This window comes from Denitraticella aggregata (genome assembly GCF_048158365.1).
In the GTDB taxonomy this organism is placed as follows: domain Bacteria; phylum Pseudomonadota; class Gammaproteobacteria; order Burkholderiales; family Rhodocyclaceae; genus Azoarcus_F.
Genome location: NZ_JBLLNL010000002.1, coordinates 259,031 through 272,541, shown reverse-complemented (window position 1 = coordinate 272,541; position 13,511 = coordinate 259,031). Strand labels below are relative to the sequence as shown.

Annotated in this window: 18 protein-coding genes; 12 read left to right on the top strand and 6 right to left on the bottom strand. The window is 64.4% G+C overall.

Annotation, left to right across the window (positions count from 1 at the left end; all coding sequences use genetic code 11):
* Positions 1-16: 16 nt before the first annotated feature.
* Positions 17-907 (bottom strand): DMT family transporter, encoded by an 891-nt coding sequence (locus ACKVEX_RS04670; protein ID WP_473214528.1) that lies wholly within the window; start codon positions 905-907, stop codon positions 17-19.
* A 122-nt stretch (positions 908-1,029) separates the two neighbouring features.
* On the opposite strand from ACKVEX_RS04670, the gene ACKVEX_RS04665 reads away from it, so the two are divergent.
* Complete coding sequence (locus ACKVEX_RS04665) at positions 1,030-1,446, top strand: VOC family protein (protein WP_473214527.1); 417 nt, start codon at positions 1,030-1,032, stop codon at positions 1,444-1,446.
* 40 nt (positions 1,447-1,486) lie between these two features.
* Here ACKVEX_RS04665 and ACKVEX_RS04660 read toward each other — a convergent pair whose 3' ends face one another.
* Positions 1,487-1,963: an LEA/WHy family protein gene (locus ACKVEX_RS04660; RefSeq protein ID WP_473214526.1), complete on the bottom strand. Its 477-nt coding sequence runs from the start codon at positions 1,961-1,963 to the stop codon at positions 1,487-1,489.
* 265 nt (positions 1,964-2,228) lie between these two features.
* Between ACKVEX_RS04660 and ACKVEX_RS04655 the strand changes: the two genes are divergently transcribed.
* Positions 2,229-2,462: a DUF2789 domain-containing protein gene (locus ACKVEX_RS04655; RefSeq protein ID WP_473214525.1), complete on the top strand. Its 234-nt coding sequence runs from the start codon at positions 2,229-2,231 to the stop codon at positions 2,460-2,462.
* Between the two features lie 27 nt (positions 2,463-2,489).
* Positions 2,490-2,924: an acyl-CoA thioesterase gene (locus ACKVEX_RS04650; RefSeq protein ID WP_473214524.1), complete on the top strand. Its 435-nt coding sequence runs from the start codon at positions 2,490-2,492 to the stop codon at positions 2,922-2,924.
* A gap of 48 nt (positions 2,925-2,972) precedes the next feature.
* Here ACKVEX_RS04650 and ACKVEX_RS04645 read toward each other — a convergent pair whose 3' ends face one another.
* Entirely contained in the window at positions 2,973-4,088 is a 1,116-nt protein-coding gene (locus ACKVEX_RS04645; protein ID WP_473214523.1) for a PQQ-dependent sugar dehydrogenase, read from the bottom strand.
* Between the two features lie 263 nt (positions 4,089-4,351).
* Between ACKVEX_RS04645 and ACKVEX_RS04640 the strand changes: the two genes are divergently transcribed.
* From ACKVEX_RS04640 to ACKVEX_RS04625, 4 genes are all read left to right on the top strand, one after another.
* Positions 4,352-5,032, top strand: a complete 681-nt coding sequence (locus ACKVEX_RS04640) for a hypothetical protein (protein WP_473214522.1) — start codon at positions 4,352-4,354, stop codon at positions 5,030-5,032.
* Positions 5,033-5,037: 5 nt separating this feature from the next.
* Entirely contained in the window at positions 5,038-5,400 is a 363-nt protein-coding gene (locus ACKVEX_RS04635; RefSeq protein ID WP_473214521.1) for a VanZ family protein, read from the top strand.
* A gap of 170 nt (positions 5,401-5,570) precedes the next feature.
* The gene (locus tag ACKVEX_RS04630) at positions 5,571-6,641 is read left to right on the top strand and encodes a flagellar motor protein MotA (RefSeq protein WP_473214520.1); all 1,071 of its coding nucleotides are present in this window, start codon (positions 5,571-5,573) and stop codon (positions 6,639-6,641) included.
* A 4-nt stretch (positions 6,642-6,645) separates the two neighbouring features.
* Positions 6,646-7,773 (top strand): peptidoglycan -binding protein, encoded by a 1,128-nt coding sequence (locus ACKVEX_RS04625; RefSeq protein ID WP_473214519.1) that lies wholly within the window; start codon positions 6,646-6,648, stop codon positions 7,771-7,773.
* A gap of 42 nt (positions 7,774-7,815) precedes the next feature.
* Here ACKVEX_RS04625 and ACKVEX_RS04620 read toward each other — a convergent pair whose 3' ends face one another.
* Positions 7,816-8,016: a SlyX family protein gene (locus tag ACKVEX_RS04620; protein WP_473214518.1), complete on the bottom strand. Its 201-nt coding sequence runs from the start codon at positions 8,014-8,016 to the stop codon at positions 7,816-7,818.
* Positions 8,017-8,078: 62 nt separating this feature from the next.
* On the opposite strand from ACKVEX_RS04620, the gene ACKVEX_RS04615 reads away from it, so the two are divergent.
* Entirely contained in the window at positions 8,079-8,288 is a 210-nt protein-coding gene (locus ACKVEX_RS04615) for a dodecin (protein WP_473214517.1), read from the top strand.
* 40 nt (positions 8,289-8,328) lie between these two features.
* Here the strand turns inward: ACKVEX_RS04615 and ylqF are convergent, their stop codons facing one another.
* The gene (ylqF, locus tag ACKVEX_RS04610; protein ID WP_473214516.1) at positions 8,329-9,234 is read right to left on the bottom strand and encodes a ribosome biogenesis GTPase YlqF; all 906 of its coding nucleotides are present in this window, start codon (positions 9,232-9,234) and stop codon (positions 8,329-8,331) included.
* 69 nt (positions 9,235-9,303) lie between these two features.
* Here ylqF and ACKVEX_RS04605 point away from each other — a divergent pair, with 69 nt between their 5' ends.
* The 3 genes from ACKVEX_RS04605 to ACKVEX_RS04595 all read left to right on the top strand — a co-directional run bounded on the left by ACKVEX_RS04605 (position 9,304) and on the right by ACKVEX_RS04595 (position 11,217).
* Positions 9,304-9,867: a DUF1415 domain-containing protein gene (locus tag ACKVEX_RS04605; RefSeq protein WP_473214515.1), complete on the top strand. Its 564-nt coding sequence runs from the start codon at positions 9,304-9,306 to the stop codon at positions 9,865-9,867.
* Positions 9,864-10,736, top strand: coding sequence for a class I SAM-dependent methyltransferase (locus ACKVEX_RS04600; RefSeq protein WP_473214514.1), 873 nt, complete (start codon positions 9,864-9,866; stop codon positions 10,734-10,736). Before ACKVEX_RS04605 ends, ACKVEX_RS04600 begins: the two co-directional genes overlap by 4 nt.
* Before the next feature lie 181 nt (positions 10,737-10,917).
* Positions 10,918-11,217 carry a hypothetical protein gene (locus ACKVEX_RS04595; RefSeq protein ID WP_473214513.1) on the top strand — a complete coding sequence of 100 codons (300 nt, stop codon included), beginning with the start codon at positions 10,918-10,920 and terminating at the stop codon, positions 11,215-11,217.
* Between the two features lie 31 nt (positions 11,218-11,248).
* Here the strand turns inward: ACKVEX_RS04595 and paeA are convergent, their stop codons facing one another.
* Positions 11,249-12,589 carry a polyamine export protein PaeA gene (paeA, locus tag ACKVEX_RS04590; RefSeq protein ID WP_473214512.1) on the bottom strand — a complete coding sequence of 447 codons (1,341 nt, stop codon included), beginning with the start codon at positions 12,587-12,589 and terminating at the stop codon, positions 11,249-11,251.
* Between the two features lie 104 nt (positions 12,590-12,693).
* Here paeA and ACKVEX_RS04585 point away from each other — a divergent pair, with 104 nt between their 5' ends.
* On the top strand, positions 12,694-13,503 hold the full coding sequence (locus tag ACKVEX_RS04585; RefSeq protein ID WP_473214511.1) for a hypothetical protein: 810 nt from the start codon (positions 12,694-12,696) through the stop codon (positions 13,501-13,503).
* Positions 13,504-13,511 lie beyond the last annotated feature (8 nt).

Below are 13,511 nucleotides of genomic sequence, written 5' to 3'. Positions count from 1 at the left end.
CAGGCTGTCCACCGTGTCATGCTGCACTGCGCTGGGACAATCCGATCCCGGCGAGGATCAGCACCAGGGCAAGTATCGCATTCCAGTCCGGCCGCTCATTCAGAAAGATGACCCCGAGCGCCAGCGCCCACAACGGAATGAGATAGTTGATCTGGGACAGAAACGTGGGACCGGCCAGCGCCACCAGCTTGAAATAGACCACGGTCGCCATTGCGGTCGAGATCAGGCCGAGCAACACGACGGCGATCAGCGCCTCTGCCGGATACTCGAGCACCGGCGCGCGAGAAATGGCGAAGGGCGCACTCAGCAGGCTCGCGATGCTCAGTACGATCGCGGCCGTCATCCATGCATCCGCCTCGGGCCTGCGGCGCGCCACGATGGTGTTGACCGCGTAGCACACCGCCCCGCCGAGCACCGCGAGTTGCGCCCACAGGACTTCCCCGCTTCCACCCAGATGCACCAGCGCTTCCGGGCCGACCAGCACCACGATGCCGACGAAGCCCAGCGAGAAGCCGCCCAGGCGACGCCGGTTCATCTGCTCGCCCGCGACGAAGAAATGCGCGAGCACCAGCGTCGTGAGCGGCATCACCGCCATCAGGATGCCGGCCAGGCCGCTGTCGATGCGCTGCTGGCCCCAACTGATCAACAAGAAGGGGAGCACATTCCCGATGATCGCCATCGCGACGAAATAGACCCACACCACGCCCTGCTGCGGCCGCGGCTTGCGCGCCATCAGCACCAGCGCCCCCAGCAGCAGTGCCGCGATCAAAAGCCGGCCGGTGACCACATGCGCGGGCGGCAAACTGGCCACCGCAACCTTGGTCAGCAGAAAGGAACTCCCCCACATCGCAACCAGGGCGAACAGCAGCAACCATGGAACGATGCCGTTTTTTCCGATGGCAGACATCAGCTTGCAGGAATGATAGATTTGTCGGACAAAATGCGTACGCAGGGCTGCAGCTTACGCGAGCCCCGTGTGCACGCCAACCGGACCACCGCGTCGGTCGTCCTCGCTTCAGGGAGCATCCCATGTCACTGACCCCGTTCCATCTCGCCTTTCCGGTCGACGATCTCGCCAACGCAAGGCGTTTCTATGGTGAAATCCTCGGTTGCCCGGAGGGACGAAGCAGCGACGAGTGGATAGACTTCGACCTCTTCGGTCATCAGATCGTCGCTCACCTCGCACCGGCGCGCGAGCGCGCGCATCACAACCCGGTCGACGGTCATGACGTTCCGGTGCCGCATTTCGGCGTGGTGCTGGCCTGGGACGATTTCAACGCGCTCGCCGAGCGCGTGCGTAGCGCCGGCATCACGTTCGTCATCGAACCCTACCTGCGTTTCGAGGGACAGGCGGGCGAACAGATGACCATGTTCTTCCATGACTACAGCGGCAATGCGCTTGAATTCAAGACCTTCCGGGACATGGGGCAATTGTTCGCGCACTGACTCAGGCACCTTCCCGAACGACCGGCATGCACATCCCGGATCAGCGTTGCCCGGGCACCAGGGTCAGTTCGCCGGATTCCTCGATCGTGACCAGACGACTCAGCCTGCCCACGTCCAGCCTCGCGCGAAAGGTGTAGTTCACCCGCTCGCGACCGGGCGCGCTGATCAGGTCGTTGAACAGGCGCAGGCCGCTCAGCAGATCCACCCCCGCCTGCAGTTCGATCGTCGACTCGCCGAATGCAGGAATGCTGGCCAGATTGCCGGCGACCCCGGTCAGCAACTTGCGGCCCTCGAGTTCGACGTCGTAACTGAGCCCGCGCAGATCCAGCGCGCTGCGGTTCGGATTGACCACGCGCAGTCCGATCAGAAAGCGCGGCGCAATGCCCTCGGACGGCATGATCCGGAACGACTCCAGCGAGACACTGGGCTCCTGGAACTCGTCCGACCGGATTCCGGCACAGCCGGCCAGCGCCAGCACGCCGATCGCAATCAGGCTCTTTCGTTTCGCTTCGATCATTCTGTTCTCCATCGTCGTCCGGACCGGAACGTCCCGGGTCGCCGGGGCTTGCCCGTCCAGTCGCCGGCGCGCCCGTGTCGCGCACCCGTCTCTTCATACAGCATATCACCGGCGCAGATCATGCCCGAACTCGGGAACGTCGGGCACTTGCGGCGCACGATCCCGACCGTCATCATAGGCCTGCAATCGCCCCACGACCCTGCCCAGCCGACTTCGAGCGCAGGGCTCTGTCGGGCGATGTCATTCACGACAAGGAGACCCGACCATGGAAACGCCGCTTCACTCGATGCGCAATCTGTTCGCCCAGCTCGGTCTGCCCTCCGATCAGGCTTCGATCGATGAATTCATCGCGAGCCATTCGCCGCTGCCCGAGAACATGAAGCTCGCCGATGCGCCGTTCTGGACGCCTTCGCAGGCCGCGTTCCTGCGCGATGAGATCCTCGAGGATGCCGACTGGGCCGAGGTCGTAGACCAGTTGAACGCCAGTCTGCACGGCTGAACCATCCGACCGAGGCTCGCCCATCCCATGCCCCGCATCCAGATCACACTGCCCGAACGATTCCTGTTCAACACCGAGCTCGCGGTCTACGTGAGCCATATCAACGAGGCCGGACATGTCGATAACGCCCAGTTGCTGACGCTGGTGTCCGAAGCGCGCCAGCGCTTCTTCCAGTCGCTCGGATACACGCAGACCCGGGTCGAGGACGTCGGCATCGTGGTCAGCGATGCAGCGATCCGATACCTGTCCGAGGCGTTCCATGGCGACACGCTGGTCATCGATATGGGGGTGCACGACTTCAACAAGTACGGATGCGACCTGGTCTATCGCATCACGGAAAAAGGGAGCGGCCGGGACGTCGCGGTCGGCAAGACCGGAATCGTGTTCTTCGACTACGATGCCAGACGGATCGCCACGGTGCCGCAGGCCTTCAAGGACCGGGTCGCCCCGGCTCCACGCTGACCGGCGTCGCGGCCTCACGTGACCGCGACGCCGCGCCGACCGGGCGGGTCAGGCCGGATCCAGCCTCAAAATCCGCCCGTTGGACTCGTCCAGCAGATAGAGCCTGCCGTCCGGCCCCTGGCGAACATCGCGAATCCGGCTCCGCAGTTCGGTCAGCAGGCGCTCCTCATGGACGACCCGGTCGCCGTCCAGCACCAGGCGCGTCAGCAGCTGGCCGCGCAGGGCGCCGACGAACAGATTGCCCTGCCACTGAGGGAATGCGTCGCCGGTGTAAAAGGCCATGCCGGCTGGCGCGATCGACGGAACCCAGTAATGCGTGGCCGGCTCGACGTCATCGCGTTCCGTCGCTTCTCCGATGCGTGCGCCGGTCCCGTACTCTCGCCCGTGCGTGATGACCGGCCAGCCATAGTTCGCACCGGCGACCCCGACATTGACCTCGTCGCCACCCTGCGGACCGTGCTCGTTCGACCATACGACGCGGCTCTCCGGATGGATGGCCGCGCCCTGGATGTTGCGATGACCGTATGACCAGATCTCCGGCAGCACGCCCGCCTGGCCGACGAACGGGTTGTCGGTCGGAACCGAGCCGTCCGCATGGATTCGTATGATCTTGCCGAGATGGCTGTCCAGCGCCTGCGCCCGGTCGCGATGACTGGAGCGATCACCCAGACCGACGTAGAGCGTGCCATCGTCGGCGAAAGCGATCCGCGATCCAAAGTGATGGCGTCCGGACGGGTCCTCGTTCTGCGCAAAGATGACCTCGACCCGCTCCAGCCGGTTTGCGGCCATGTCGAGTTTGGCTCGTGCCACTGCGGTTCGCGCGCCGCGCGCGGTCGTCTGCGCATACGTGAAGTAGATCCGCCGGTCCTGCGCGAAGTCCGGTCCAACCACGACATCGAGCAGTCCGCCCTGTCCGTGCGCATGAACGTCGGGCACACCCTCGAGCGGTGGCGACAATTCACCGGTCGCGGACACGATGCGCATGCGCCCGGGACGTTCGGTGACCAGCATCCCGCCTTCCGGCAGGAATGCGAGCGCCCAAGGCGACTGCAGCCCGTCGGTCACCGTGACGACACTGACCGGGCCCGCCTCGGATGCGACACGGGTTTGCGCCAACGCCGTAACGGCGCCGATCGCGAACGCGACTCCCGCGACGGCGGTCATTACCAAACCTTTGAACTTCGTCATGAATCCCCCTTCTGTGTTCTCAGTGCAGACCGGATGCGTCGCGGTCCCGGATCGAACCCTATGGCTGCTGCGAGTGGTTGGCGCACATGGCATCTACATCGATAACGACCGTCGGTGCTGTCACGAGTTCAGATGGACCGGCTGGCAGCGACCGAACCACGCGGCTTGAATCCGATTCGCACGCCGCTCGCCGCTGGGGCAGAATGAGGCCCCCTTCACGCGCATGGACCATTTCTGCAATGTCGAAACTCATAGCCGCTGCGCTGACGATCCTGCTGCTGCTCGTGGTCACCCCCATCGTGTGGCAGATGTCGGATGAGCACGCGGCGCCCGAATCCAGTGCGATGCTGCCATGGCAGATCGAGGTCCTGGCCGATGGCAGCTCGCGTGTATTCGGGCTGTCGCCCGGCCTGAGCCGCCTGGACGAGGCACGTGCATTGTTCGGCCCGGATGTGGAAATCGCGATCGTCGCGCCGCCGGATCGCCCCGCCTTGCTCGAAGCCTTTTATGAAAACGCCAGCACCGGTTTCATCACCGGCAAGCTGATTCTGACCGCAGACCTGGACAGTGCGACCATCGCGGCGATGCGGGCGCGGGCGCTGAAAGAGAGCTATATGGAAAGCGTGACGCGCAAGGTCACGCTTCATCCGGACGATCTCGCCAGCGCCCGGCTTGCCGCGATCCGTGCCATCACCTTCATCCCGTCGGCCGACCTGGACGAGGACGTGATTCGTGCCCGGTTCGGCGAACCGGGCCAACGCATAAGACGCTCGGAAGAGGTCGAGCACTTCCTGTATCCCGAGCTCGGACTGGACATCGCGCTGAGCGCGCGCGGCAAGGAGGTCCTGCAATACGTCGCGCCGCGACACTTCGATCTGCTCGTCGCGCCGCTGCGCGAACGCGGCGAGGAGCAGGACTGAGAACCATGCCTGTCGCGTTCCGGACCACGCTCCGTGTCGTTTTCTTGATCGCACTCGTCACGGCCTTCGCTGCCGGGCTGGCCACCCCGTCGGAGGTGCCGGACCTGCTGGACCATCAGGACAAGATCGGGCACTTCCTCGCGTTCCTGGCCCTGGGTCTGCTCGGCTTCACCGCATGGCCGAATCATCGGCTCGCCATCATGGCGCTGTTGCTGGCGCATGGTGCGTTCATGGAGTATGCGCAGTCGATGACTGATCATCGCCGGGGTGATCCGTGGGACTGGCTGGCCGACGCGATGGGCGCGGTCGCCGCAGCCCTGGTCGTCGCATGGATCGATCGACGACAACACGGTCGCAAACGCCCCTGAACGGTGCGCGGATCGGCAAAACGCCACCGTTTCCGTTAGACTTCCAAGGGTTTTGTCGGACCAACGCGACCGACGGTCCAAACCGGACGCCGCATGCCCGGGCACTCACGCGCGCGCATGCCGAAAACCGCCCACAGCTGATACCGGATTCTCGAATAGGACTCGAACCCATGAACCGCAAGGAGTTCACGAAACCCATCCATGTCACCACGTGGATGGGCGTCTTTCTGGCACTGGTCGCCGCGCTCGCAGCCGTGCTCGTGCCCCAGCTCAAACACGTGTTCATGGCCAACCTCGAGTTCAACAGCGTGATCCTGTTCGTGCTGGCGATTGGCATCGCGGTCAATCTGCGGCAGGTCTGGCGCCTTCAGCGCGAAGTGTTGTGGATCGAGAGCTTCCACCAGTCCGACCCCGAACGGCCGACGCTGAGCCGCCCGGTGCTGCTCGCGCCGATGGCCAAGATGCTTTCGAGCCGCGAACGCGGCAAGCTCAACCTGTCGCCGGCATCGATGCGCACCATTCTCGACAGCGTCCAGATCCGTCTCGAGGAACAGCGCGATCTGAGCCGCTATCTGATCGGGCTGCTGATCTTTCTCGGCCTGCTCGGCACGTTCTGGGGGCTGCTGGTGACGATCCGCTCGGTCGGCGAGATCATCGGCGGCATGAGCGGCGGCGCCGATGCGGTCGCGATGTTCGAAGCGCTGAAGATCAAGCTGGACGAACCCTTGAGCGGCATGTCGACTGCATTCTCGACGTCGCTGTTCGGCCTGGCGGGTTCGCTGGTGGTCGGTTTTCTCGACCTGCAGTCGGGGCATGCGCAGAACCGCTTCTACAACGAGCTGGAGGAATGGCTGTCCAACGTCACGCGTATTCCGTCCGGTGCGATGAGCGGCGACGGTGACGGAGGCGTGCCGGCCTATGTCCAGGCCCTGCTCGAGCAGACCGCCGAGAGCCTCGAACGCATGCAGCGCTCGATCGGCGACTCGGAGCGCGAACGACGCGCCACCGTCGACCAGCTGAGCGAACTGAGCCATCAGCTCAACCGGCTGTCGGAGATGATCAGTCGCGAATCGCGTGGGCTGTCCTCGGTGTCCGAGTCCCAGGACGACCTGCGTGCGCTGCTGCGCCAGCTCGCACAACGCCCGAACGAGAATGCGCAGTTCTCCGAGGACCTGCGCTCCGAACTGCGCCTGATGTCCAGAACCATCGCAGCCGCACTCAGCGGTCAACGAGCGGAATAAAACCATGGCAGTCCTGTCCCGCCGTCGCCGTTACCTCGATTTCTGGCCTGGCTTCGTCGATGCGCTCGCGGCCCTGCTGATGGTGATGGTGTTCGTGATCCTGATCTTCGTGATCGGGCAGTTCGTGTTGTCCGATGCGGTCAGCGGCCGGGATCGCGCGCTGGCACGCCTGAACGCCGAACTGGCCGCGCTGGCGCAGACGCTGAGCCTGGAGACGGCCGCGCGCGCATCGGCCGACACCCGGATCGGCGAACTCAGCGCGAGCCTGGATCGAACCCGTGGCGAACGCGACACACTGGCCGGCGCGCTGGACCAGACCCGCAGCGCATTGTCCGAAACCGAACAGGCGCTGGCCGGCCAGCTCGAGGAGGCCGTGCGGCTGAACGCCAACATCGCTGCGCTGGAGCGGCTGAAGGCCGAACTCGAGAGCGAAGTGGCCCAGCTCGCCAGTTCGCTCGACACCTCCGAACGCACTCTGCGGGACCAGGCCGAGATCTCGGAGCAGGCCATCGCGCAGATCGAGCTGCTGAACCGCCAGATCGCGGCGGTGCGCACGCAGCTCGAGGAACTGATGAACGCGCTGGCACTCGCGGAACAGGGCATCGCGGAACGCGACATCCGCATCGAGGATCTGGGCCGCGAGCTCAATGTCGCACTGGCCGCGCGGGTGCAGGAGCTCGACCGCTACCGTTCCGACTTCTTCGGGCGGCTTCGGGCGGTACTCGGCGATCGCGACGACATCGCGATCGTCGGCGACCGCTTCGTGTTCGCGAGCGAAGTGCTGTTTCCGAGCGCATCGGACGAGGTCAGCGAGGATGGCCTGCGCCAGTTGATGAGGCTCGCCGAGACCCTGAAGCTGGTCGCGCGCGACATCCCCGAGGACCTGCCGTGGGTGCTGCAGGTCGACGGGCACACCGACCGCAGGCCGATCTCGACCGCACGCTTCCCGTCCAACTGGGAGCTCAGCACTGCGCGGGCGCTGGCCATCGTGAAGTTCCTGCGTGATCAGGGCATCCCGGCGAGGCGTCTGGCCGCGACCGGGTACGGCGAATACCACCCGCTCGACCCCGCCGACACGCCCGAGGCCCTTGCGCGCAATCGTCGCATCGAGCTGAAGCTCACCAGTCGCTGACCGGGCGCAAGCGCCGGCGACCCGCCCGGTCGCCGCAGCCCGTCAATAGTGCGGCGGAATCTCGTCGCGCGGATCGCGCTGCCGCGACGCGTCCAGATCGCCGATCAGATCGGTCAGCCGCGCGACCTGCTCGCGCAGCCGGTCGATCTGCTCCTGCTGGCGAAACACGGTCAGGTTGAGATCCTCGACCAGATCCTCGGTGAAGGCGATCTTGGTCTCGATGCATTCCAGGCGTTCTTCCACTTCATCGACTCCTGCAAATCTGTATAGTCATCGTCACGCGACAAGGATAGGAGGGAATTTCAATGAACGACCACGTCTATAAACTCGTCGAGATCGTCGGCTCGTCGACCATCGGCACCGACGACGCGATCCAGAATGCGATCGACAGCGCCGGAAGGACCATCCGCAACATGGACTGGTTCGAGGCAACCGAGATCCGCGGTCATATCGCCGACGGCAAGATCGCGCACTACCAGGTCAAGCTGAAGATCGGATTCCGCATCGAGGAGTGAACCGGCCCCGGCACGAACGGTCATTGCATCGGAATCGCGTTCAGCCGGAGGCGGCATCGGGGGTCGCGACATCGGCCACCGCAGGGGCCGCCGAGTCCAGCATGCGCTCGCGGCTGTCGGGTGTCTCCAGGCTGATCTGGCCGAGCGCGCCGCTGCGGAAATCGTCAAGCAACAGCAGCGACGCCTTCTCGAGATCCAGGCCGCCGCCCTTGACCAGGCAGCCGCGCCGGCGCGCCACCGCTTCGACCAGCGCGGGGCCATCCAGATGGCCGGTCTCGACGCCGTAACGCGCCGACAGACGTGCCGGATAGCGCTCGATCAGCAGCGCGGCCAGAAACACAGCGACCTCCTCGTCGATCACCGCATTGCGTCCGATCGCATGGCAGGCCGCGAGCATGAAGCCGTCCGAGTCATGCTCGATCTTGGGCCACATCATGCCGGGCGTGTCCGTGATGGTCATGTGATCGCCGAAATCGAAGGTCTGCTGCGACTTGGTCACCGCCGGCTCGTCGCCCACCTTCGCCACGCGGCGCTTCAGCAGCGCGTTCATAAGCGTGGACTTGCCCACATTGGGGATGCCCATGATCATGATCCGCAGTAGCTTGGTGCGATCGTTGCGGTGCGGCGCGAGCGACTGGCACAGCCTGGGCAGCCGTGCGACGTCACCCGGTTTCTTGCATGACAGCGCGACCGCGGTGACGCCGTCCTGGCGGTTGAAATGCTCCAGCCACGCGCGCGTCGCATCCGGGTCGGCCAGATCCGACTTGTTCAGCAGTTTCAGACAGGGGCGCTGCCTGAACAGCCGCAGTTCCTGGATCATCGGATTGCTGCTGGCCATCGGAATGCGTGCATCCAGCACTTCGATCACGAGATCGGTTCTCGCCATGGTCTCGGACGCCTTCTTGCGCGCCGACGTCATGTGACCGGGAAACCACTGAATTGCCATGGGGATGGAATGTCGGGAAAAGATGAGGATTATCCCGCAGAATACGCGCTTTATACTGCAGGACACTCCATGAACCGGGAAGAAGTGCTTGCCGCGATGCGGCTGTGGATCGAGAAGGCGGTGATCGGGCTCGAGCTGTGCCCATTCGCGCGGCAGGTCTATGTGCGCGACCAGGTGCGCTTCGTGGTCAGCGACGCGAAGCATCTGGATGCGTTTCTCGAGCAACTGGACGAGGAACTCGACCTGCTGGCCGAGGCGGACCCGGCCGAGATCGACACGACGCTGCTGATCCACCCGACATTGTTTCCGGATTTCGAGACCTTCAACGAGGTCGTCGGCGTTGCCGAGGAGGCGGTGCTGGAGCACGAACTGGACGGCGTGCTGCAGGTGGCGAGCTTTCATCCGCGTTTCCGCTTCGAGGACACCGGGGAGGACGACATCGGCAACTACACCAACCGCGCACCCTACCCCACGCTGCACCTTATCCGCGAGGACAGCCTGGCCAAGGCGCTGGCCGCCTTCCCGGGCGACCCGGAAGACATCTACAAGCGCAACATCGACACGCTGGAAAAGCTCGGTCATGCCGGCTGGCACGCACTTGGCCTGCACGACGCGGCCGACGACACGCAATGAGCCGCAGGCAGCCCAGGGCGCCGGTCGTGCCCCAAACCGATGCAGCGGCGCAGCTCGCCGACGCGTTGCACCCCGGCCAGTCGATCGAACTGCTCAAAGCCCTGCACATCCTCACCCGCGACGGGCGGCTCAACCAGGACAGCCGGCGCAAGCTCAAGCAAGTGCTGCACCTGTATCACTTCATCGAACCCTTGATGCAGCAGGTCATGGACGCACGCGGCGAGCTGACGCTGGTCGACCACGGCGCGGGTAAATCCTATCTCGGCTTCATCCTGTACGACCTGTTCCTGAAGTCGCGCGACAGCGGGCACATCTTCGGCATCGAGACGCGTCAGGAACTGGTCGCCGCTTCGAAGGCGCTGGCCGACAGGCTCGGTTTCGAGCGCATGCGCTTCCTGAACCTGAGCGTCGGCGATTCGATAGCGTCACCGGAACTGCCCGAGCGCGTCGACATCGTCACCGCATTGCATGCCTGCAACACCGCCACCGACGACGCGATTCGCTTCGCGCTCGCGAAGCAGGCGCACTTCATCGTGCTGGTGCCCTGCTGCCAGGCCGAAGTCGCGACCGCGCTGCGCCAATTCAAGAGCGCGTCGCTGTCGCGCACGCCGCTTGCCGAGATCTGGCGTCATCCCATCCATACCCGCGAATTCGGCAGTCAGATCACGAACGTGCTGCGCTGCCTGCTGCTCGAATCGCACGGTTACCAGCTCACGGTCACCGAGCTGGTCGGCTGGGAGCATTCGATGAAGAACGAGCTCATCATCGCGCGTGCAAGCGGCCAGCGACGCGGCAATGCGCGCGAACGGGCGGAGCAGATTCTGGCCGAACTGAACCTGGAAAGCCTGCATGATCGTTTCGTGTACTGACCCTGCTGCTGCGCCGACACGACTTCGGAACCGTCCGCGGCGGTCACGCACGGACGCGCAGCGACGCGTCGCACAGCGGCGGTGTGTTTCGAACGCGGATGTGTCGCGAATTGATCCAGGCTAATTCACTGGCGCCGTGACGGAGTTAAGCTTGACGTGCCACCTCTGCGGATCCAGACCGATGTTCAATATTCCCCTGCCGATCTACGTCGCATTCTTCTTCTTCCTCGGCGCGAGTTTCCTGCTGAATCTGCACCAGCGCTATCAGCGCCGTCAGCGCGAGCTTCCCGAACGGGATGCCTATCTGGCGGACGCCGGCACGAACGAACCGTCATGCACGAGTTGTGCGTCGCCCAACCTCAGCGAGACCGGGCTGCTGCACAACGAGGACGACACACGAATCGTGTCCTGCGGCGACTGCAAGACGCTGCTGTATCGCTACGAGCGGGAATCGACCGAGGACGAAGACGACGACGCCTGACCACGGACCGACCATCGGCCGGCATGCCCGGTCACGACCGCTCCGATGAGCCGGTCTGCGGCGACGGTTCGACCGCACGCGTCACCAGCAACTGGTCGATGCGGTAATTGTCGATATCGACGACCTCGAACTTGAAGCCGCGATACAGCACGGCATCGGTGCGTTTCGGCACCTTTCTCAACCGGTACATCATGAAGCCGGCGATGGTTTCATAGTTTTCCGCGCCCTCGAACGCGTCGATGGCCAGTGCCTGCATCACATCCTCGACCGGCGTCAGGCCATCGATCAGCCAGGAGCCTTCCTCGCGCTCGACGATGAGTTCTTCCTCGGTGTTGCTGCCCAGATCACCCATGACCGTGTTCATGATGTCCTGCAGCGTCACCAGACCGACGATCAGCGCATATTCATTCACGATTAGCGCGAAATCCTCGCGCGCGGCACGAAACCGCTCCAGCGCCTCGAACAGCGTCAGCGTATCCGGGATCACGAGGACGTCGCGCATCGCCGGGTCGGCGAGCAGCGAAAGTTTCTGGCCGGTCAGGATGCGCGAGAACACGTCCTTGGCGCTGACGTAACCGACCACACTGTCGATCGTGTCCTCGCAGACCGGAAACTTGGCGTGTGGATGCAGGGCGAGCGTGCCACGAATGCTGTCCTCCGATTCGTCCAGCCTGAAGAACACCACGTTGTCGCGGGTCGTCATCACGGACGTCACCGTGCGCGAATCGAGCTCGAACACGTTGGCGATCAGCTGGTGCTCCTGCTTCAGCAGCACGCCGGCCTGAGCACCCGCGTCGGCCATCGCGACGATCTCCTCCGACGTGATGTCGTCCGGACGCACGTTCGGCTGCTTCAGCAGTTTCAGGACCCAGTTCGCCAGGCTGTCGAAGGCCCACACGATGGGCATGAACAGCGACACGCAGAATCGCATCGGCGCAACGATCATGACCGCGAAGCGCTCCGGCGCGCTCATCGCGAGCCGTTTCGGAACCAGATCGGCAAACAGCACGAACAGCGACGTCATCAGTATGAACGCACCCACCGAACTGATCGACGCCAGTCGTTCACCGTGATAGAGCAGCCCGATGACTTCGGCCAGCGCCGGTGCGAGTGCCGACTCGCCGACGATGCCGGCCAGGATCGCCAGCGCGTTCAGGCCGATCTGCACCACGGTGAAGAAATGGCCGGGGTTCTCCTGCAGATGCAGCACCCGTTCGGCGGCGACATTGCCCTGCTGGGCCAGCAGCCGCAGCTTGATGCGCCGCGAGGCCGCGAGCGAGATCTCCGAAACCGACAGATAGGCGCTCAAAGCAATGAGCACGAAGATGATGAGGAACTGAGTTGCGGGACTCACGTCGATACTCCAGTGCATACCGGCGCGCGAAACACCGATGACGGCGCTATTCTAATGTCTTTCCGATCCAGGCTCGTTCGCGGTGAGTGCCTGGGCCGGACGGCAACGCATGGAGCGGCAACGTGGACCGAAAACGCGTACTCATCCTCGGTGCGGCCGGCCGGGACTTTCACGACTTCAACGTGCTGTACCGGCACGATCCTGCCCATGAAGTGGTGGGCTTCACGGCCGCGCAGATTCCGAACATCGACGAGCGCCGCTATCCCGCCACGCTCGCGGGGCCATACTGTCCCGAAGGTATTCCGATCTTTCCGGAACACGCGCTCGCGGACCTGATCGACATACTGGCGGTGCAACTGTGCGTGTTCGCATACAGCGACGTACTCGTCATCAACAAGCTGGACTCCGCTCCACCCGAGCGGGTGCGGATGCTGCTGGACAACATCCACCAGGCCAATCCCGCCGCTGTAATCGTTCGCGCCGAGTCCCGCGTCAGCCTGGGCGATGCCGGCCTGGTCGCCGGACGGAGGGTGCTGGTGATCGAGGACGGTCCGACACTGACCCATGGCGAGATGGCCAGCGGCGCCGGCCTGGTCGCCGCCCTGGCCGCGGGGGCGGCCGAAATCGTCGATCCGCGGCCGTTCGCGGTCGGCAGCATCGCAACCACGCTGTCGAAGTGGCCGCACATCGGCCGCGTGCTGCCGGCGATAGGCTACGGCGCCGAGCAGCGACACGATCTCGAGGACACGATCGCGGCCTGCGATTGCGACAGCGTCGTGATCGGCACGCCGATCGATCTCGCCCGGGTGATCCGCATCGACAAGCCGAGCACGCGCGTGCGTTACGAACTTGCGGAAATCGGACGTCCCGATCTTGGGGACGTGCTCGACCGCTTCATCGATCGCCACGCAATCGAGCCGGGCCGCGCATGATCCGGCAG